We start from the raw sequence: 19,042 nt of genomic DNA, 5'->3' as shown, positions 1-19,042 counted from the left end.
TTACGAAACGGGGCTGGCTGGCTGTCTGGCGAGTATCAGGGTGTCATACCGCCGAACCGCGCCCACCCCCCCGGGCACCTCTACGCGCCGCTGCCCCTTCCACGCCGTGACCAGACGGTCGACCTGCAGGACGTGCGAGGCCGCCAGCGTGCCCGGCGGCGATCCCGCGTCGATCGCCGCCCTCCGCAACACCCTCCGCCGCACGGCGGCCGGGAGCTCCTCCAGGTCCCGTACGGCCACCGTCACCGTGCTGATATCGCTAAGAGCGCAATCCCGTACGGCGACGCGGGCGTAGACCTCCCCGGCCCAGGCGTCCAGCGCGTCGGCGTCGTCGCGGCACAGGGACGCGGTCCTGGCGAGCGCCTCGGCGACGCCGGGGCCGAGCTCGTCCTCCAGGGCGGGCAGCAGCCGCTCGCGGACCCGGACCCGGGTGTATCGGGGGTCGAGGTTGTGCGGGTCGTCCCACGGGGTCAGGCCGAGCGCCGCGCAGGCCGCCACGGTCGTCGCCCGGCCGAGCTCCAGCAGCGGCCGCCGGTAGATTCCGGCCCGCGCGGGCATCCCGGCCAGCGACCGGGTGCCGCTCCCCCTGGCAAGCCCGAGCAGCACGGTCTCCGCCTGGTCGTCCCTGGTGTGCCCGAGCAGCACGGCCACCGCCCCCAGGCGCTCCGCCGCCTCGGACAGGGCGGCGTACCTGGCCTGCCTGGCCGCCGCCTCCGGCCCTCCCGAGGTGCCGACGGAGACGGTCAGCGCCTCGGCGAGGTCGAGCCCCAGGCCGGGCGCGAGCCGCACGACGTCGCCCGCGCGCTCGCCCGAACCCTCCTGCAGACCGTGGTCGACGCTGAGCAGGCCGGCGCGGAGCCCGGCGCGGGGCGCCGTGAAGCCCAGCGCGGCGGCCAGGGCCAGGGAGTCGGCGCCGCCGCTGCACGCGGCCAGCACCAGAACGCCCGGCTCCAGGTCGCCCAGTGCGAGCCGTACGGCGCGCCGGATGTCGGCGACGGCGGGATGCGGACCCATGCCCGCCATTGTCCAGGCCCCGGACGGGACGGCGACACGACCACCCCGCTCACGGCCGACGTGACCGGCGGGGCCAACGGAGTGAGCGCGGTCGGTGCGGTCGGCTTGGCGGCCCGATCGAATCGGGCCGCCAAGCCGGACCGGTCAGCCGACGGTGCCGCTGGCCTCGGGAATGGCCGGGGTGCCGATCACCCTGGCGATCCAGCGCTCCGGCTTGGCGATCTCCGCCTGGGTGGGGAGCGTCTCCGGCGAGGTCCAGATCTTGTTGAAGCCGCCGATGCCAACCTGCCCCACGACCGTGCGGACGAAGGCCGATCCCTCGGCGTACTGCTTCATCTTGAGGTCGAGGCCGAGCAGCCTGCGGATCGTGCGGTCGAGCCGGGAGCCGCCCTCGCGGCGGTGGTGGAACTTGGCGCGGATGTCGGCGACCGAGGGGACCACCGAGGGGCCCACCGCGTCCATGACGTAGTCGCCGTGCCCCTCGACCAGGGTCATCACCGCGGTGAGCCGGTCGAGGATCACCTTCTGCTCGGGCGTCTGGATCGCGTCGATCAGGTTGCCCTCCCCGCCCCTGACGACATCGGTGAACGTGCCGGCGGCCGAGCGGAGCCGCTCCAGCAGCGCGGGCAGGTCGATGTCGGAGGCGAGCAGGAAGTCGGTCGTCTGCGTGCTGACGTACTCGCGCAGCCAGGGGACGCCGGTGAACTGCACCCGGTGGGTCTCCTCATGCAGGCAGACCCAGAGGCGGAAGTCACGCGGGTTGACGTTGAGCTCCTGCTCGGCGTGAACGATGTTGGGCGCGACCAGGGTGAGACGTCCCGTGGGCGCCTGGCCGGTCGGGTCGGGCGGCAGGAACAGCTCGTACTGCCCCAGGACGCGGGAGGCGAGGAAGGCCAGCACCGCGCCCACCTCGACCCCGGTGACGCGCGAGCCCACCGCGCTCACGATCGCCGGTGTCTGGTTCCCCCGGGCGGCCATCCGCTCGGTGAGCGGCTCCAGCACCACCCGGAAGCCGTCGACGTTGGCCTTGATCCAGCCGGGCCTGTCGACGATGGTCGCGGGTTGCGGCGCGGTCTCGGTGTCGATTCGGGTGAACTCGCGGACATGCCCCTCGGCCTCACGCGAGAGCCGCCGTAAATCGGCGACGGCCTGCCGGGCCTCCTCTCGGCTGACTTGCGGCCCGGGGCGCACCAGGCGCGTTCCGGTCGCTACGGCAAGATCCCAGTCGATCACCTGCATACCGTCCACCGTACGTGCTCTCCCGTCGACTCGCGCACCCGGAACCCGTGATCAGCTGGCGGCGACCGCGGCGGCGAGCCTGTCGAGGGCCGCCTCGGCCTTGCCCCAGCCCGGCGGGACCCTGTCCGCCATGAAGGCGAAGGTCACCATGCGTCCGCCCCGCGTGGTGGTCATGCCCGCCAGGGTGTTGACCCCGTCGAGGGTGCCCGTCTTGGCGCGGATCAGCCCGTAGGCGGAGTGGAGCTTGTCGAACCGGTGCCCGAGGGTGCCGCTGAAGCCGGCGACCGGCATGCCGCTGATGATCGGGTGCAGGCCGGGATTGGCCGGGGAGGCCGCCGCCGCGACCAGGCGGGCGAGCGCCTCGGGGGCGATGCGGTTCTTCGGCGACAGCCCGCTGCCGTCGAACACCCGAACGCCCTGCGCCGCGCCGAGCCGGGTCAGCACCTTGCCGACGGCCGCGGCGCCGCCGTCGAAGGAGGCCGGCTCCCCCTCCTTGATCGCCACGTGCCTGGCCAGCGCCTCCGACAGGTCGTTGTCGCTGAGCGTGAGGGCCCGCTCGACCAGGGCGTAGACCGGAGCGGAGTCGACCCGGGCGAGCTCCTGCGCACCGGCCGGGGCCTTGGACCGCCTGGCGGACTTGGAGACCGTGACCCCGTACTTCGACAGCAGTGACACGAACGCGGCGTGCGCCGTGCGGGAGGGGTCGGAGACCCGCTGGTCGCTTCCCCGCGAGACCCTGCCCTCGTCGATCATGAGCGCCGTGACGGGGGCGACGCTGCCCTCGGGGACGTAACCGGGCTTCCAGGTCGCGGCGGTACGCGACCCGGTGTAGAGGGAGTCGTCGTAGGCCACCGTCACCTTGGACACGCCGGCCCCCTTGAGCGCCCTGGCGGTACGCGAGGCGAGGGTGGCGAGCGAGGCGGGCCGGGGATAGACCGTGTTTCCCGCGCTCCCCGCCGTCCTGGGACTCGCCAGGGTGGGATCGCCGCCGCCGACGAGGATGATCGAGCCGGGCGAGGAGCCCCGCACCACGCGGGTGCTCAGCCTGGCGTCGGGTCCCAGCGAGGCCATCGAGGCGACCGCGGTGACGACCTTGGTGGTGGAGGCGGGGGTGATGCCCGTGGCCGCGCCGCTGCCGAACAGCAGGGCGCCCGTCTCCGCGTCGAGGACCGCGGCGCCGACACTTCTCCCCAGGGCGGGGTCACCCAACGCCTCGGTCAGCCGCTCCGCCAAAGTACCCTTGGCGGGGAGAGGGCCGTTCCCCCCCGCGGCCAGCACCGGACCCGCGGTGATGACCGGGACGGGGGGCGGCTCGGCCGACGCGACGATCGTCTCGGGCTCACCTTCGACCAGCACATCGCTGGTGAGCAGGTGTGCCCCGGCCGCGACGACGAAGATCTGCAGCAGGACGAGAGTGACCAAGGCCACCCACCGCTCACGCCGCATTATCGTCGCCGTCCTCTCATCATCGGTATCCAAAAGGCATAAATCGCCTACGAGACATTAACGCCCAACCGGGGGTGCCCGGGGGTCTGAGTGGAGGAACCGCGGTGGAGTTCGACGTTCTCGTTGAGATTCCCAAGGGGCAACGGAACAAGTACGAGGTGGACCACGAGTCAGGCCGCATCAGGCTCGACCGCATGCTCTTCACCTCCACGCAGTACCCCGCCGACTACGGCTTCATCGAAGACACGCTCGGCGAGGACGGTGATCCACTCGACGCCCTGGTGCTGCTCCAGGAGCCGACCTTTCCCGGCTGTCTGATCAAGTGCCGGGCGGTCGGCATGTTCCGCATGACCGACGAGAAGGGCGGCGACGACAAGGTCCTGTGCGTCCCCGCCACCGATCCCCGGATGGAACACATCCGCGACATCCACCATGTGCCGGAGTTCGACCGCCTGGAGATCCAGCACTTCTTCGAGGTCTACAAGGACCTGGAGCCCGGCAAGTCGGTCGAGGGCGCCAACTGGGTCGGCAGGGTGGAGGCCGAAGAGGAGATCGTCCGCTCCATCAAGCGCGCCAAGGACGAGGTCCACGGAAAGCACTGATTCGTGACCGGATTATTACCCGGTCTTTGGCCGACCGCCCCTTGGCCGGTCGTCTTCCGGACGGTCGTCTTTTGACCGGTCGTTCATCGGACAATCGGTTTTCAGCCGGTCATTCGTCGAACGGCCGGCCTTTGACCGGTCGCCCATCGGCCGGTCGGTCCTTGGCCGGTCGGTCCTTGGCCGGTCGGTCCTTGGCCGGTCATCACGCTGGACGGGTCGCGCCGACGAGGTCGCTGCGCCACATCGGCGCGACCCTGACCACGTCCCCCGTCTGCGGGGCGTGCACCATCAGCCCCCGGCCGATGTAGATCCCCACGTGGTGGATGTCGCCGGGGTTCTGGGTGATCTGCCCGTAGAAGAGCAGGTCGCCCCGCTGGAGCTCGCTGAGCCGCACGTGCGGGCCCGCGGTCCACTGGGTGCCGGTCCAGTGGTCCATGACGACCCCGACCCGCTCCCAGGCCCGCATGGTCAGCCCCGAGCAGTCGTAGGCGGCCGGCCCGTCGGCCGCCCACACGTACGGCTTGTCGAGCTGGGTGAGCGCCCAGTCGGCGGCGATGTCGCCCCTGGCCGAACCGGCCGTCACGTTGAGCGCCCAGCGTGACGCGGGCTCTCCCGAGGCCACCGCCATCCGCGCCGCCTCGCGGCGCACGGCGGCCGCCTGATACCGAGCGCGCTCGGCGTTCTCCCTCGCGATCCTGGCCTGCTCCAGGGCCGCCTCACGCTTCCTGGCGAGCAGGTCGGCGGCGCCGCGCGCCTCTTCGGCCAGCTTCTCCAGCCGCGCCTGCTCCTCCTTGATCCGCCGGGTCTCGTCGACCTGCCTGGCGACGGCCTCCTGTGCCGCGAGCTTCGTCTCCTCGGCCCTCGCCTGCGCCTCCCGTTGCACGGCGTAGGCCTCGTCCGCCTGCGCCTGGAGGATGGCGAAGACCTCCTGGGCCTCGCGTAGCTGCTTGAGCGTCTCCGCCTGCCCTCCGCCCATGTGGGCGAGGATGCTGGCCCTGCGCAGGTAGCCGTCGTCCGTGGGGCCGCCGCTGTCGGTCATCATGGCCATCATGGGCTGGGCGATGTCCAGCCCGCCGTAGTTCTGGGCGGTGATCGCGGCCACCGCCTCCCGGGCCTCCCCGACCTCGGAGCCCGCCGTCCTGGCCCGCTCGGCCGCCTGCTCGGCGAGCTTCTTGGCGCGAGCCGTCTTGACCAGCTCCCCGTTGTACGACTCGACGAGCCGCTCCGCCTGGGCGACCAGCTCCTCCAGCCTGGCCTGCGCCTCGGCGACCAGGACCGTGGTCGAGCCGAGCCTCTCCCCGCGCTCGCGGGCCAGTGCCCGCGCTTCGGCCACCTCGTCGGCCGACGGGCCCGACACACCGCCCGGCGCGGCGTCGCCCGGCCCCGGCCGGCCAGGAACAGCGCCGGCGGGGAGCCCCGGCCCGGCGATCAGGCAACAGGCGAGGCCCGCCACCGCGGCGGCATGACGGCGCCGTCTGACTGAATGCATGCGTCTCCCCCGGAGTCCCCTTGAATACCGCGTGTCGCGGTCCCACCGCGTTTCACGGTCCCGCCGCACGACGCGGCGCGTCGCCGCGTGCCAGGCGGCGGCCTACCTCAACATTCCCGCTCGTCACTCTCCGCACACATTTCACTCACACCCCGTAGTCACCGCCCGCCACAATACCCCCGTCGGCAGGGGCCCCGGCTCCCGTATCTCACACCCGATCTCCTGTACGGCGGGTGCGCGGCGGTTTTCTCCACGGACGTCCGTACGGCCCGCCCGGCAAAGGTCCGGGGCGGGCCGAGAGCAGGGGCCGGAGAACGGAGAACAGAGAACGGAGAACAGAGTTCGGAGTTCGGAGTTCGGAGTTCGGAGGAGGCACAGGCCGGGGAACGGGGACGGCAAGGGGCGGAGAGCAGGGGGAGGACAGGGGAGGCAGGGACCGGGTAACGGGGAACGGGGAACGGGGAGGCGGCGGCAGACCGGTGAAGCCGGTCAGATCGATCAGGCCGGTATGGCAGCCGTCCCGGAGGGGGCGGGAGACTCCGGCCGCGAGGGCGGGGCGGCGGGATTCGTACCGGTGGAGGCCGGCGGGGAGCCCCCCGAGGACCGGCCCCGGCCTGGATCGCCTGACGGCCGCCCCTGACCCGCGCCGTCCGGGGTCCGCCCACGGCTCGCGCCGTCCGGGGTCCGCTCATGGCCCGAGCCGTTCGAGATCCGTTCCGGGCTCCGGCCACCCGGGCTCCCCCCGCGACCCGCGCCGTCCGAGGTCCGCCCCGGACCGGCGGGAGCCGGTCGGGAATCGTCGGGGACCTGCCGCGGACCGGACCTCAGGTGGCCGGGGTTCGCCCGCGGGCGTCGCGGATCGGCGTGCGACGGCCGGGGGTTCGCCCGCGGCGGCTCCGGATCGGCCCGCGGCGGCCGAGGGACCGCGCGCGGAGGCCTGTGCTCCCCTCTCGGTGGCCTCGGATTCGCCCGCGGAGGTGTCGGGTCCGCCTGTGGGGAGCCCGGATTCGCCCGTGGGGGCGCCGGGTCCGCCGGTCGGTGGGTGATCCCGCAGCGGCGGGAGGAGTGTCCGTGGTGGTCGCGGGACGGGGGATGCCGGTCCGGCGTGCCGATCCCGGAAGATCCCGGCGGCACGGGTGACACGGGCAGGGACGGCTGGGCCGGGCTCTCCGCCGGAGCGGCCGGCCGGTCGGCCGGCCCGTCGGCAGAAGGTCCCTCACGGGCGGGATCGGCCGCTCCGTCGCCGGACGAGCCGTCACCCGGCCGCCGGGGCGAGGCCTCCGTCCAAGGGCCGGTCAGGTCCGGCATCCCCTTCTTGTCATCCCCGAAGGCGGGCCCGGTGGCACTGACCGGCGCCGTCATCCCGAGCGAACCGATCCGCTCGACGGCCACGCCCTCCCCGACGGGGTCCAGCGGCGCGGACGTGCCGCCCCGCCGGGACTCCCCCGGTATCCGGGTGTCCGGAGGCTCCGCCACCGCCGGGAACGTACCCGAGGCGACGCCGGAACCCGAGCCTCCAGGGTCGACCACCGACTGGGCGAGGACCAGGGCCAGGGCCACCACCGCGGCGGCCGCGGCCGCCGCGCCGGCCAGCGCGTGGGGCCGGCGACTTCCGCGCCCCCTGCCGACCGGAAACCCGGCACCGTCGAGGGGGCCGGCCAGGCGGGCGACGTCGCGCCGGTAGGGGACCCGCTCGGGGTCGGTGAAGTGGCTCATCACCCACGCGCGCAGCGTGGGCGGGAGCGCGACCAGGGGGAGCAGGTCGAAGACCTTGGCCGCGGAGACCTGCCTGACCCGGTGCGGGGCGCAGGTGTCGCAGCGGTTCACGTGGCGGATGACCCGCTCGCGCGCCTCCGGCGTGAGCTCACCGGTGAAGCCGGTGAGCATGCGGGCCCGGCTCGCGCAGTCGTAGGGCCCCTTGCGGACGAGGACCTCCGCGGTGACGACGTCGCGCAGACGCTCCCTCGCCGACTCGTACAGCGCACCGGCGACCTTGGGGGTGACGCCCAGGACCGCGGCGAGGTCGATGGGCCCGAAGCCGTGCCGGCAGCTCAGGTCGAGGACCTCACGGTCGTCGGCCGACAGGCTCCGGGTGGCGTTCCACGCCATCACCCGCAGGTCCGCGTCGCCTCCGGCGGCGAACACCGGGGCGAGGACCGGCGAGTCGCGCCCCCCGGCGAGATGACGCCGTACGCACTCCCCCCGAGCGAGTGCGTACAGCCACGCCTCCAGCCGACGGGAGTCGGCGAGCGCGTGAATATGGACCTCGGCGGCGATGAAGGTGCCGAGGAGCGCCGAATCCGCGGCGTCGGAGGTGGCGAGCATTGAGCGGCAGTATCGGTAGACGCTTTCCGCGTATGAGTCGTAGAGATCGGCGAGGGCTCCGGGGCTCCTCGCGCACAACGCCGCGACCAGGACACTGTCAGTCATGCAATCGAAGGTAAACGCCGGGTAACCGGAAATTCCAGCGATTCGCGTACGGTGACTCCGACTGTCTTCGCCACGTCAACGATTCGAGTAAAAACCTGCCACTAATAGCAATCATAAATATTGATGAATAGCCATTTAATCGAACTAATCATGCCTATTGGTACGCCAAGGAAGGACCGCCGGCCGTGGGCGGACGGTCACGGACGAGCGGTCACGGACGGACGGCCCAGGACCGACGCACGGACAGGCGGTCACGGACGAGCGGCGCCCGCGAGGGGCGCCTGCCTGCCCCGGTCCTTGACGAACGGCGGCATCTTCGGCTTGACCGTGTTCAGGGGCAGCGAACCGCCGAGGGCGAGTTGTTCGAAGGGGCGGCTGCTCGACCCCCAGGTGCGCGCGGTCACCTCGGCGGAGGCGATGTCGCGGGTGTCCTCGACGCTCTTGATCTGCAGGATGAACCGGCGCTTCTGGCCCGCCTGGACGTTGTCTACGAACGTGCTCCCGCCGCCGAGCAGCTTGCCCCGCTTGTCGCGCAGGAGCGCGGTGACGGCCAGGCTGCGGGCCGGTATCACGTACGGGGTGCCGACGTAGCCGGTGACGAGATAGTCGCCGTCGGCCGTGCGGTCGGTCAGCACCTCGCGGACCGGGAAGGGCTGGAAGGCCGAGACGATCCGGCCCGCCTGGTGCCAGCGCGCCGGGCGGTACGCGATGCTCACGGCGGCGGGCTTGTCCTGGGTCACCACCTGGCCGGTGAAGGGGAGCGTCCCCGCGGGGGGCACGGCGTCCAGCGGCTGTTCCAGCCGGACGACCTCCTTGCCCTCGGAGTTCTTGGCCACCACGGTGGCCACGACGTGCTCGCCGAAGTGCCACGGGTTGGTGTTGGCGAGCACTCCGGCCCAGTTCACCACGTACCCATCATCGCCCTTGATGATGGACGAGGCCTGCTCCCTGACCGCGATCGGCTGGAGCGCGGCGGCCTGCTTCGTCTCCTCCTCGTCGTCGGTGCATCCGGCGCATCCGACGAGGAGGAGGAGGGCGAGGGCGCCGACGATTCGGGTGCTGTGCGTCACCTAGCCGTGATAACCGGTGACGGCCTCCCGCCCACCTGGACACGCCGGGAACGGCCCGAGTCTTTACCTCTGCCGGACAACCCTGGCCTCGTCCCATACCGGTTCGGATGATTCGTAGACCTTCCCATCCGCGCCGAAGACCAGATACCGGTCGAAGTCATCGGCGAACCAGCGGTCGTGGGTGACGGCGACCACTGTCCCGTCGAAGGCGTCCAGCCCTTCCTGGAGAGCCTCGGCACTGGCCAGGTCGAGGTTGTCGGTCGGCTCGTCCAGCAGCAGCAGGGTGGTGCCCGACAGTTCGAGCAGCAGGATCTGCAACCGGGCCTGCTGGCCTCCGGACAGCGTCTCGAAGCGCTGCTCGGCGATGGTCCCGGCCAGCTCGTAGCGGGACAGCACCTTCATCGCCTCGTTCTTGAGCCGGGCGTGCTCGGTCATCACGATCTCGCAGGGCGTCCGGCCGATGAGCTCGGGGCGGGCGTGCGTCTGGGCGAAGTGGCCGGGGACGACCCGGGCGCCGAGCCTGGCCACGCCGGTGTGCCTGACCTCCTCCCCGGCGATCAGGCGCAGGAAGTGCGACTTGCCCGAGCCGTTGGAACCCAGCACCGCGACCCGCTCGCCGTACCAGATCTCCAGGTCGAACGGCTTCATCAGGCCGGTGAGCTCCAGCTTCTCGCAGATCACCGCCCGCTTGGCGGTCCGTCCGCCCTTGAGCCGCATACTGATGAACTGCTCCTTGGGCGCCGCCTCCGGCGGCCCGGCCTCCTCGAACCTGCGCAGCCGGGTCTGGGCCGAGTGGTAGGCGGCGGCCATGGTGTCCATGTACTTGGCCTTCTGCTTCAGCATGAGGACCAGGCGCTTGATCTTGGCGTGCTCCTCGTCCCAGCGCTTCTTCAGCTCGTCGAGGCGCTCGTTGCGCTCCCTGCGCGCCTGCGCGTACGAGCGGAAGCCCCCGCCGTGGACCCAGATGTTGCCCGACTCGACGGTGATGATCCGGTCGGCCGCGTTGGCCAGGAGCTCCCTGTCGTGGCTGACCAGCAGCACCGTCTTGGCCGTCTCGCGCAGCGCCCGCTCCAGCCAGAGCTTGCCCGGCACGTCCAGGTAGTTGTCCGGCTCGTCGAGCAGCAGCGTCTGGTCGGGCCCCCGCAGCAGCGCCTCCAGCACCAGCCGCTTCTGCTCACCGCCCGACAGCGTGTTGACCTCGCGGTACTTGCAGTCGTCGTACGGCATGCCGAGGGCGGCCATGGTGCAGGTGTCCCAGAGCACCTCGATGTCGTAGCCGCCCGCGTCGGTGTAGTCGGTGATGGCCTGCGCGTAGCGCATCTGCGCCTTCTCGTCCTCGCGCTCCATCATCACGAGCTCGGCGGCGTCGAGCCGCTCGGCCGCCTCCCGCACGCGGCCCGGGGCGACGCTGACCAGCAGGTCGTGCACGGTCCTGCCGTCGCGGATGCTGCCGATGAACTGCCGCATGATGCCCAGGCCACCGGAGCTGGCGACGCTCCCGTCGACCGGCTGCAGGTCGCCCGCGATCAGCCGCATCAGGGTCGTCTTGCCCGCCCCGTTGGGCCCGACGAGCGCCGCCTTGACCCCCTCGCCGACCCGGAAGGACACGTCGTCCAGCAACGGCCGCCCATCCGGCAGGACGTATGTCAGATGGCCAACCTCAACGTGCCCCACGACGATTCCTCTCCAAAGGTCCTCGCGCAGCGTACCTGCCGTTTTCACTCACCGGCATCCCGATTTCCGCCGGGTACGGCGCGGCTCGGTGTCCCGGCAGGAGGGGGAACGCCGGGACCTGGGCCGGACGTCTCTCGTGTCGAGTGTGAACACCTCTGTGGCATGCGGGCGTTCCGCGACAGCCGGCCCGGGCGGCGATCCAGCGACGCGGGGGAGCGCCGCCAGATCACGGCTTCTCGCTCGGGTCAGCCGTCGCGGAACGACAGTCCACGCTCTTCGAGGGCCGCGCGGAGCGTGTTCATCGCTTTCGGCCCCATGCCGTGCAGCTGCATGACCTCGGCCTCTTTGAGCTCGGCGAGTTGCTCCAGGCGTACGTAACCGGCTCCGGCGAGTGCCCGTCGCGCCGGAGCGGGCAGCTTGGGCAGATCGGTTTCGCCTTCGGTTCCCATCGAGTCACTCCTTGTACTGAAGCATCTGCTGACATGTGGTTTTATCTGAGATATCTGGGTTGGGGCAGACCAGGGCGCCTTGTCGTGATTGCTCCCGACGGGTTTCCCCGGCCCGACACCCCAGGTCCCTGCCACGGCAAGACCTGAGTCAGGGTGCTCGCCTGATCGGCACGAAGGTGGGCACCGGATCCTTGGTCAGGAAGTCGGCGGCCAGTCGCGTGCACAGCTCCGGCTTCTCGTGCAGGAGCACGTGCGAGGTACCGGGTACGACTGCCAGTTCGGAGTCCTGGACGGCCCGGTAGAGCGCCAGCGTGTGCTCGAGGTGGATGATGTCGTCGTCGCCGGCCATCACCAGCGTTCTGCTGCTGATAGTGGACAACTCCTCCTCGCTCAGCGAGAAGGAGTCGCCGGCGGCCTCGACGATCTTGGCGACCACGACCGGGAAGTGATCGCGGCCATCCGGTGAGACCTCGGCGTACGCGGCGACGACCTGCTCGGGCATCTCGCCTCCGGCCGACGGCGTGAGGATCCAGCCGCTGTGATGGAAGCCCCCGCTGATGAGCACCAGCCTGCGGACCAGGTCAGGACGGCGCAGGGCGATCACCAGCGCGACCATCGCGCCGCTGCTGTATCCGGCCAGGTGCACGGGCTCGCCGACGACCTTGTCGATGAAGGCGATCATGTCATCGACCATGAGGTCGAGGGTGATGGGACCCTCCACGTCAGGGGTGTGGCCGTGACCGCGGCGCTCGGGTGTGAAGATCTTGAAGTGGTCGGCGAGCGTGTCGAGGTTCCCCGTGAAGTCTCTCGCATCGCTGAAACCGCCGTGCAGCAGCACCAGCGGCTCTCCCCGGCCGTGTTCGTCGTACCACGTGCGCACGCCGTTGACCTCGACGTAGTCAGCCACTGTGATCATGTCCTCTCCGTGTCGTCCGACTGTCGACAGGTGATACGACGCGGACAACCGAAACTCATCGCGGAGCCGGCGGCAGATCGAAGAGAGAGAACAGGCGCGGATCGTCGAGGTAGGAGGTCAGCCCGGTGAGCCGGCCCCCGGAGATCTCGATGACCTGGAGCGCGAACGGCCGGTGCCCTCCCTTGCCGTCGGGTAGGTAGTGCCCGAACGCGGGCGTGCCGTTCGCCACTGTGGGGACGAGTCGCGAGCCCCTGCAGGGGCCGGCCGAGCCGACCAGCACGCGGCGGATGTCCTTCCGGCCGCGAAGCCACCACTCGAACGGCGGCATCGACATCGTGGCGTCTTCGTGGAGCAGCGAGACGAGCGCCTCGACGTCGTAACGCTCGAACGCGTCGACGTAGCGGGCCAGCAGTGCCCGCTGCTCGCCATCCAGTGGCCGGTACGGTTCGGCGGCGGGCGGCCCGGCCTTTCCGAGCGTCGCGCGGGCCCGTTGCAGGGCGCTGTTGACCGAGGGAACGGTGGTGCCGAGAAGTTCGGCCACCTCGGCCGCCTGCCAGCACAGCACATCGCGCAGAATCAGCACCGCTCGCTGGCGGGGCGGCAGGTGCTGCAGGGCGGCGACGAATGCCAGGCTGACCGTTTCCCGCGATACGGCGAGCTCGGCAGGGTCACCGTCCTCCGCCAGAACACGGCGGTCCGGGATCGGCTGCACCCAGGCCTGCTCGGGAAGGGGCACTCCAAGCGCCGGCCCCGGGGACGAGGCAGGGCCGAGGTCCATGGCGCGGGCACGCCGCTGCGCCCCCTTGAGCATGTCGAGACAGACGTTGGTCGCGATGTGATGAAGCCATGTCCGTAGCGATGCCCTGCGCTCGTCGAAACGGTCGAAACCGCGCCAGGCGCGAAGCAAAGTCTCCTGGACCGCGTCCTCCGCCTCGAATACCGACCCCAGCATCCGGTAGCAGTAGCCGGTCAGCTCCTTTCGGTGCCGTTCCAGCCGCAGCTCCCCCTCCGACGGCACGAGATCGCTCACATCACTCCCCTTCGCGGCCTGCTCCGCTCCAGGCTAAGTGCGAGGGGCATGCCCACCACGAAGAGCCGCCACCAACACTTCGGACGCCACACCCGCGCCCGGGCGCATCGGACCGGCCGGCTCACAGGCCCCGGCTACCGGGTGAACGTGTCGGCTTCCTCCCCAGAAGACCGAATAATCCTCCGTATCTCTATCGGAGCAAGGCAGGTGAAGGCATGGAAGAGACCGAGCAGGTTCTGGTGGGCGGCGATGTCAGCGATGAAGTCGTCCGCGTCGGGTCGACCGTCCGCAAACCGATCTCCAGCGCGACTGCACTCCGAGGGACATGCCGATCATTGGGAACCCGCGGCCGACTACATCGAACGCAGAGTTCCCCCGCGCAGGGTGCCCGCCAACCGGTCTCTCGGACATGGGGTGGGGCGGGGTAGGCCGGGTCGGGCGAGGCCGGAGCGGAGGCGGGGCGGGGCCGGAAAATGCGATGGGAAACGGTCGGTGCCCGGTGATAGAAAACAAGTTCGATCCCATCATCGATCCGCTCGGGGGCGAGCTCGTGGTCACCAGCAGTTCGGAGTTCTCCGTATCCGGCCGCCCGCACGACAGGCGGGGTCCGGTGCGCTGGCTCTGGTCCCATCTTCGCCGCCATCCGCTCCAGCTGACCGGTTTCCTCGGCGCGTCACTGATCATGGTCGTGCTCAACGCCATGGTCCCCGGGCTCACCGGCGCGGCCTTCGACGCCGTGCTGGGCGAGGACGGCGGCGGGGCACGGGCACTGGGCGCGATCTCGCTGGGACTGCTCACGGTCGTGCTGGCGCGCGGCGCCTTCGACCTCGTGGCGCGGCTGGCCAGCGAGGTCCTGGCCAAGCGGCTGGAGCGGGACGCCAGGGACGAGCTCTACGTCAGCCTGCTCGGCAAGAGCCAGACCTTCCACAACAGGCAGCGGGTCGGCGACCTGATGGCGCGGGCGGCCAACGACATCCGGCAGCTCTCCACCATGATCAGTCCGGGCGTCGACCTGATCGTCGACTCCGGCCTGAGCGGCCTCGTGCCCCTGGTCTTCATCGCCGCGATCGATCCGCGGCTGCTGCTGGTGCCCGGTGTCTTCGCGGTCGCCTTCGTGGTCGCGCTCTGGCACTACATGAGACGGCTCAACCCGGTGGCGACCCGCATGCGGGAGCAGTTCGGCGATCTCAACGCCGGGCTGAACGAGGCCGTCCGCGGCATCGAGGTCATCAAGGTGACCGCTCAGGAGGAGCAGGAGCGGCGGCGGTTCCGGACCCGGGCGCGGCGCTATCGCGACTCCTTCGTCCACAACGGCCTGGTCCAGGCCCGCTACCTGCCGACCCTGCTCTTCGCCTTCGCGATGGCCGGCTCGCTCTGGCACGGCCTCCACCTGCACGCCGCGGGCGCCGTCACGATCGGCGAGCTGGTCGCCTTCATGGGCCTGGTGGCCATGCTGGGCTTCCCGACCAGCATGTCGATCTTCACCTTCTCCCTGGTCCAGATCGGCATCGTGTCCTCCCGCCGGATCCTGAGCGTCATGAACACCGAGACCGAGCTCGGGCAACGCGCCGACGGCCACGCCGCGCCGATCGGCGGGGCGATCGTCTTCGAGAACGTGACGTTCGGCTACGGGGAGGACGACCCGGTGCTGCGCGATGTGACGTTCACCGTGCGGCCGGGCGAGACCGTGGCGATCGTCGGCGAGACCGGCTCCGGCAAGAGCACCCTGGCGAAGCTGGTCCCCCGGATCTACGACGTCACCGCGGGCCGGATCCTGGTCGACGGCGTGGACGTCCGCGAGTGGGACCTCGACTCGCTGCGCTCCCAGATCTCCACCATCGAGCAGGACATCGTGCTGTTCTCCCGGTCGGTGGCCGAGAACATCGCCTTCGGACTGGGCCAGCGGGCGGATCGGGACGCCGTTGTCCGGGCGGCAGAGGAGGCCCAGGCCGCCGAGTTCATCGGCGAACTCGACGACGGCTACGACACGGTCATCGGTGAGCGCGGCATCACCCTCTCCGGCGGCCAGCGCCAGCGCCTGGCCATCGCACGGGCCCTGCTGACGGATCCGGCGATCCTCGTGCTCGACGACTCGACGAGTGCGATCGACTCCGCCACCGAAGACAGGATCCAGCAGGCCATCGGCCGCGTTCTCGACGGGCGCACCACCCTGCTGATCACCCACCGGCTCTCCCAGATCCGCTGGGCGGACAAGGTCCTGCTGCTCCGCCGCGGCGAGCTGGTCGACTACGGCACGCACGACGAACTGCTCACCCGGAGCCGCCTCTACCGGCGGATCTTCGCCCACTACGACGAGGTCGACGTGGCCGACAGCACCGACGGCACCGTGTCCGGCAACACCACCGACCCGGCCGTGGTCCTCGCGGGCGAGCAGGGAGCGCAGGGCTGATGGGCTTCATCATGGACGGCCTCGACGCCGAGGACTACGACCGCACCTACAGCGACCGTGACCTCCTTCGCCGGATCATGTCCTACTTCCGGCCGAAGCTGGGATCGATGATCCTGGTCGCGGTCATGATCGTGCTGTTCTCACTGAGCCAGGCGGCCATGCCGTTGCTGGTCAGCTGGGGTGTGGACGGGATCGAGGACGGCACGATCGACGACGTGGGCTGGCAGCTCACCGCCGGCCTGCTGCTCGCCGGAGTGCTCGGCTGGCTGTTCAACTTCGTCCGCCAGTGGCACAGCGCGAAGGTGACCGGCGACGTCGTCCTGCACCTCCGCCAGGACGCGTTCGACGCCGTGCTCGAACGTGACCTGTCGTTCTACGACGAGACCCCGTCGGGAAAGATCGTCAGCCGGGTCACCTCCGACACCGACGACTTCGCCACCGTCTCCACCCTGACGATGGACCTGATCAGCCAGGTGCTGATGGTCGGCTTCGTCACGGTCCTGCTCTTCCTGCGCAGCGTCGAGCTCGCTCTGCTGACCCTGCTCGTGGTGCCGATCGTGACGGGCATCGCCCTGCTGTTCCGGCGGGTCGCCCGGAGCAGCACCCGCAGGGCACAACGCTCGCTGAGCCGGGTGAACGCCACCTTGCAGGAGACCATGGGCGGCATCACCGTCGCCAAGAACTTCCGCCAGGAGCAGCGGGTCTACGAGGAGTTCCGCCCCATCAACCGGCAGAGCTACCAGGTGACGCTCAGGCAGGGGTTCGTCTTCTCCGGCATCTTCCCCGTGCTCTTCCTCGTCGCCGGGCTGGCCACGGTCGCGCTCGTCCAGCTGGGCGGCACCACCGTGCTCGGCGGCGGCCTGTCCGGCGGCGACTGGTTCCTCTTCCTGCAGGGCGTCTCGCTCTTCTGGTTCCCGCTCACCTCCATCGCCGCGTTCTGGTCCCAGTTCCAGCAGGGCCTGTCCGCGTCGGAGCGGGTCTTCGCCCTGATCGACGCCCCGCCGCGGGTCGTGCAGACCGACCCCCAGCCGGTCGGCAGGCTGGCGGGCCGCATCGAGTTCCGCGGCGTCACGTTCGGCTACGAAGCCGGAAGCCCCGTGCTGCGGGACTTCGACCTCACCATCGAGGCGGGCGAGAGCGTCGCGCTGGTCGGCCACACCGGTGCGGGAAAGTCCACGCTCAGCAAGCTGATCACCCGGTTCTACGAGTTCCAGGACGGCCGGTTGATGATCGACGATCGCGACGTCCGCACGCTGGACCTGGCCGGATACCGGCGGCAGATCGGCGCGGTGCCGCAGGTTCCGTTCCTGTTCAGCGGCACCGTCGCCGACAACATCCGCTACCCGAGGCCGGAGGCGGGCGACGAGGAGGTGCTCGCCGCGGCCGCGGCGGTCGGCGGGGGCGACTGGATCGACGCCCTGCCCGACGGCCTGCGGACCGACGTCGGCGAGCACGGCCGCGCCCTGTCCATGGGCCAGCGCCAGCTCGTCGCGCTGGCCCGCCTGCTCATCCAGGATCCGGCGATCGTGGTCCTGGACGAGGCCACCGCCAGCGTCGACCCGCTGACCGAGGCCCAGATCCAGGAGGGCCTGGACCGGGTGCTGGCCGACCGCACCTCCATCGTCATCGCGCACCGGCTGTCCACGATCGAGCACGTCGACCGCATCATCGTGCTCGATCACGGCCGGATCGTCGAGGAGGGCGACCACACCACGCTGCTGGCTCGCGGTGGTCACTACTGCCAGGTCTACAACACCTACTTCCGGCACCAGTCTCCCCACTACCGGCCCGGTTCCGGGTTCGTCTCCGTCGCGGGCTCCGCGTGATCGAGGCCGCTCGAACCGGGAGTCCTTCCGGCGTCACCATGACCCTCCACGAGCCTGAAGGGGTGATCTGCGTCGAGGATATATATTCACTATATTTAGTAGATGGTGAATATATCGTCGGTGCTCCCACTGCACGGTTGTGCTCTCCACTACGCCGACAGCGGTGGCGACGGTGTGCCCCTGGTGTTCTCGCACGGCGCCGGAGCCGATCACGTGATGTTCGACGCCCAGAGCGAGTACCTGCGTGCCCGGGGATACCGGGTCGTCACCTGGGACATGCGCGGCCACGGCCTGTCTCGCCCGGCCGGTGTCCGGTTCACCGCCGAGCGGGCGATCGCGGACCTGTGCGCGCTCATCGAGCACCTCGCGCTCGACCGGCCCGTGCTCGTGGGACAGTCTCTCGGCGGCAATCTCAGCCAGACCGTTGTCCGGCGGCGTCCGGACCTCGCCCGGGCGCTGATCGTCATCGATTCGACCTGGAACACCGCACCGCTGTCGTGGAAGGAGCGTCTGCTGGTGAAGGCGGCCGCGCCGAGTCTGTCGATGATCTCGGCCAGGCGCCTTCCGGGCATGATGGCCGAGGCCTCCGCGGTGACGGAGGGCGCGCGGGCAGACGCGCGACGGGCGTTCTCCCAGCTGTCGAAGGAGGAGTTCGTCCAGGTGTGGCGGGCGACCGTGGAGTTCCTCGACCCGGACCCCGGCTATCGCACGCCGGTGCCTCTGTGCCTGATTCGCGGTGAGCGAGACCGTACCGGCAACATCACCTCGGCGATGCCCAGGTGGGCCACGGCCGAAGGCGTCGAGGAGGTCGTCATCACCGGCGCGGGTCATATCTCCAACCAGGACAACCCTCATGCGGTGAATGCGGCGATCGAGGCGTTCCTGCGGAGGATCTCGACGTCGAAGCAGGCACAGCGGTGAGCGCGACCAGGCGTCGCGCGTTCATCACCTCGGTGGGTGACCTGCTGGCCTCATGGAACCTCCCCCACGCGACCGGCCGCGTCTACGGGCTGCTGCTGGTGACGGAGGAGGCGACCTCTCTCGACGCGATCGCCACCGAGCTCCAGCTGAGCAAGGGAGCGGTGAGCACCGCGGTGCGGCAGCTGGACTCCTGGGGACTCGCCAAGGTGATCCCGCAGCCCGGCAGCCGCAGGCTCCTGGTCGAAGCCACGGGAGGGATCGAGTCGCTGCTGGAGGCGAGCCATACGCGGGCCAGGACCCTGATCGCCGCCCTGCGCGACGGCGAGGCCCTGGTGAATCCCGGTCCCGCGCAGGACCGGCTCCGAGATGTGATCGGGCTGTTCGCCGGATATGTCGATGTCGGCAGCCAGATGCTCGAGAGATACCGCAGTTGACGCGCTCCCCGGCCTGAAGGCCGGAGCACTGGCCCGCATTTCGGTAGCACCGCGGCCGGCCCGCGACTCGCCGAGGACGCCATCGCCCGGTT

The 19,042-nt window shown here is 70.6% G+C and carries 15 protein-coding genes; 5 read left to right on the top strand and 10 right to left on the bottom strand.

Features of this window, described 5'->3' with window-relative positions; all coding sequences use genetic code 11:
* The 3 genes from tilS to dacB form a co-directional block, all read right to left on the bottom strand.
* Window positions 1–1,014: a tRNA lysidine(34) synthetase TilS gene (gene tilS / locus ACTOQ2_RS28965; protein ID WP_440103801.1), complete on the bottom strand. Its 1,014-nt coding sequence runs from the start codon at window positions 1,012–1,014 to the stop codon at window positions 1–3.
* 144 nt (window positions 1,015–1,158) lie between these two features.
* Window positions 1,159–2,253 (bottom strand): zinc-dependent metalloprotease, encoded by a 1,095-nt coding sequence (locus ACTOQ2_RS28960; protein ID WP_440103799.1) that lies wholly within the window; start codon window positions 2,251–2,253, stop codon window positions 1,159–1,161.
* 51 nt (window positions 2,254–2,304) lie between these two features.
* Complete coding sequence (gene dacB / locus ACTOQ2_RS28955; protein WP_440103797.1) at window positions 2,305–3,681, bottom strand: D-alanyl-D-alanine carboxypeptidase/D-alanyl-D-alanine endopeptidase; 1,377 nt, start codon at window positions 3,679–3,681, stop codon at window positions 2,305–2,307.
* Between the two features lie 122 nt (window positions 3,682–3,803).
* Between dacB and ACTOQ2_RS28950 the strand changes: the two genes are divergently transcribed.
* Window positions 3,804–4,301, top strand: coding sequence for an inorganic diphosphatase (locus ACTOQ2_RS28950; protein ID WP_329087576.1), 498 nt, complete (start codon window positions 3,804–3,806; stop codon window positions 4,299–4,301).
* 202 nt (window positions 4,302–4,503) lie between these two features.
* Here the strand turns inward: ACTOQ2_RS28950 and ACTOQ2_RS28945 are convergent, their stop codons facing one another.
* The 7 genes from ACTOQ2_RS28945 to ACTOQ2_RS28915 all read right to left on the bottom strand — a co-directional run bounded on the left by ACTOQ2_RS28945 (window position 4,504) and on the right by ACTOQ2_RS28915 (window position 13,359).
* Window positions 4,504–5,790, bottom strand: coding sequence for an NlpC/P60 family protein (locus ACTOQ2_RS28945; RefSeq protein WP_440103796.1), 1,287 nt, complete (start codon window positions 5,788–5,790; stop codon window positions 4,504–4,506).
* A gap of 498 nt (window positions 5,791–6,288) precedes the next feature.
* On the bottom strand, window positions 6,289–8,220 hold the full coding sequence (locus tag ACTOQ2_RS28940) for a hypothetical protein (protein WP_440103794.1): 1,932 nt from the start codon (window positions 8,218–8,220) through the stop codon (window positions 6,289–6,291).
* Window positions 8,221–8,471: 251 nt separating this feature from the next.
* Window positions 8,472–9,290, bottom strand: a complete 819-nt coding sequence (locus ACTOQ2_RS28935; protein WP_440103793.1) for a hypothetical protein — start codon at window positions 9,288–9,290, stop codon at window positions 8,472–8,474.
* A gap of 63 nt (window positions 9,291–9,353) precedes the next feature.
* Window positions 9,354–10,964 (bottom strand): ABC-F family ATP-binding cassette domain-containing protein, encoded by a 1,611-nt coding sequence (locus tag ACTOQ2_RS28930; protein ID WP_440071366.1) that lies wholly within the window; start codon window positions 10,962–10,964, stop codon window positions 9,354–9,356.
* Window positions 10,965–11,209: 245 nt separating this feature from the next.
* A complete protein-coding gene (locus ACTOQ2_RS28925) occupies window positions 11,210–11,413 on the bottom strand; it encodes a DNA-binding protein (protein ID WP_440103791.1) in 204 nt (67 codons plus the stop codon).
* 148 nt (window positions 11,414–11,561) lie between these two features.
* Entirely contained in the window at window positions 11,562–12,329 is a 768-nt protein-coding gene (locus tag ACTOQ2_RS28920; RefSeq protein WP_440071368.1) for an alpha/beta fold hydrolase, read from the bottom strand.
* A gap of 55 nt (window positions 12,330–12,384) precedes the next feature.
* The gene (locus ACTOQ2_RS28915) at window positions 12,385–13,359 is read right to left on the bottom strand and encodes a sigma-70 family RNA polymerase sigma factor (protein ID WP_440103790.1); all 975 of its coding nucleotides are present in this window, start codon (window positions 13,357–13,359) and stop codon (window positions 12,385–12,387) included.
* Window positions 13,360–13,858: 499 nt separating this feature from the next.
* Here ACTOQ2_RS28915 and ACTOQ2_RS28910 point away from each other — a divergent pair, with 499 nt between their 5' ends.
* The 4 genes from ACTOQ2_RS28910 to ACTOQ2_RS28895 all read left to right on the top strand — a co-directional run bounded on the left by ACTOQ2_RS28910 (window position 13,859) and on the right by ACTOQ2_RS28895 (window position 18,950).
* Window positions 13,859–15,769 (top strand): ABC transporter ATP-binding protein, encoded by a 1,911-nt coding sequence (locus ACTOQ2_RS28910; protein ID WP_440103788.1) that lies wholly within the window; start codon window positions 13,859–13,861, stop codon window positions 15,767–15,769.
* A complete protein-coding gene (locus tag ACTOQ2_RS28905) occupies window positions 15,769–17,595 on the top strand; it encodes an ABC transporter ATP-binding protein (protein WP_440103786.1) in 1,827 nt (608 codons plus the stop codon). The genes ACTOQ2_RS28910 and ACTOQ2_RS28905 overlap by 1 nt, the downstream gene beginning before the upstream one ends.
* Before the next feature lie 102 nt (window positions 17,596–17,697).
* On the top strand, window positions 17,698–18,516 hold the full coding sequence (locus tag ACTOQ2_RS28900) for an alpha/beta fold hydrolase (RefSeq protein ID WP_440103784.1): 819 nt from the start codon (window positions 17,698–17,700) through the stop codon (window positions 18,514–18,516).
* Window positions 18,513–18,950 (top strand): GbsR/MarR family transcriptional regulator, encoded by a 438-nt coding sequence (locus tag ACTOQ2_RS28895; RefSeq protein WP_440103782.1) that lies wholly within the window; start codon window positions 18,513–18,515, stop codon window positions 18,948–18,950. The genes ACTOQ2_RS28900 and ACTOQ2_RS28895 overlap by 4 nt, the downstream gene beginning before the upstream one ends.
* Window positions 18,951–19,042 lie beyond the last annotated feature (92 nt).

It is taken from the genome of Streptosporangium sp. H16 (assembly GCF_051918855.1).
Taxonomy (GTDB): Bacteria; Actinomycetota; Actinomycetes; order Streptosporangiales; family Streptosporangiaceae; genus Streptosporangium.
This window is presented reverse-complemented; position numbering and strand designations above follow the sequence as displayed.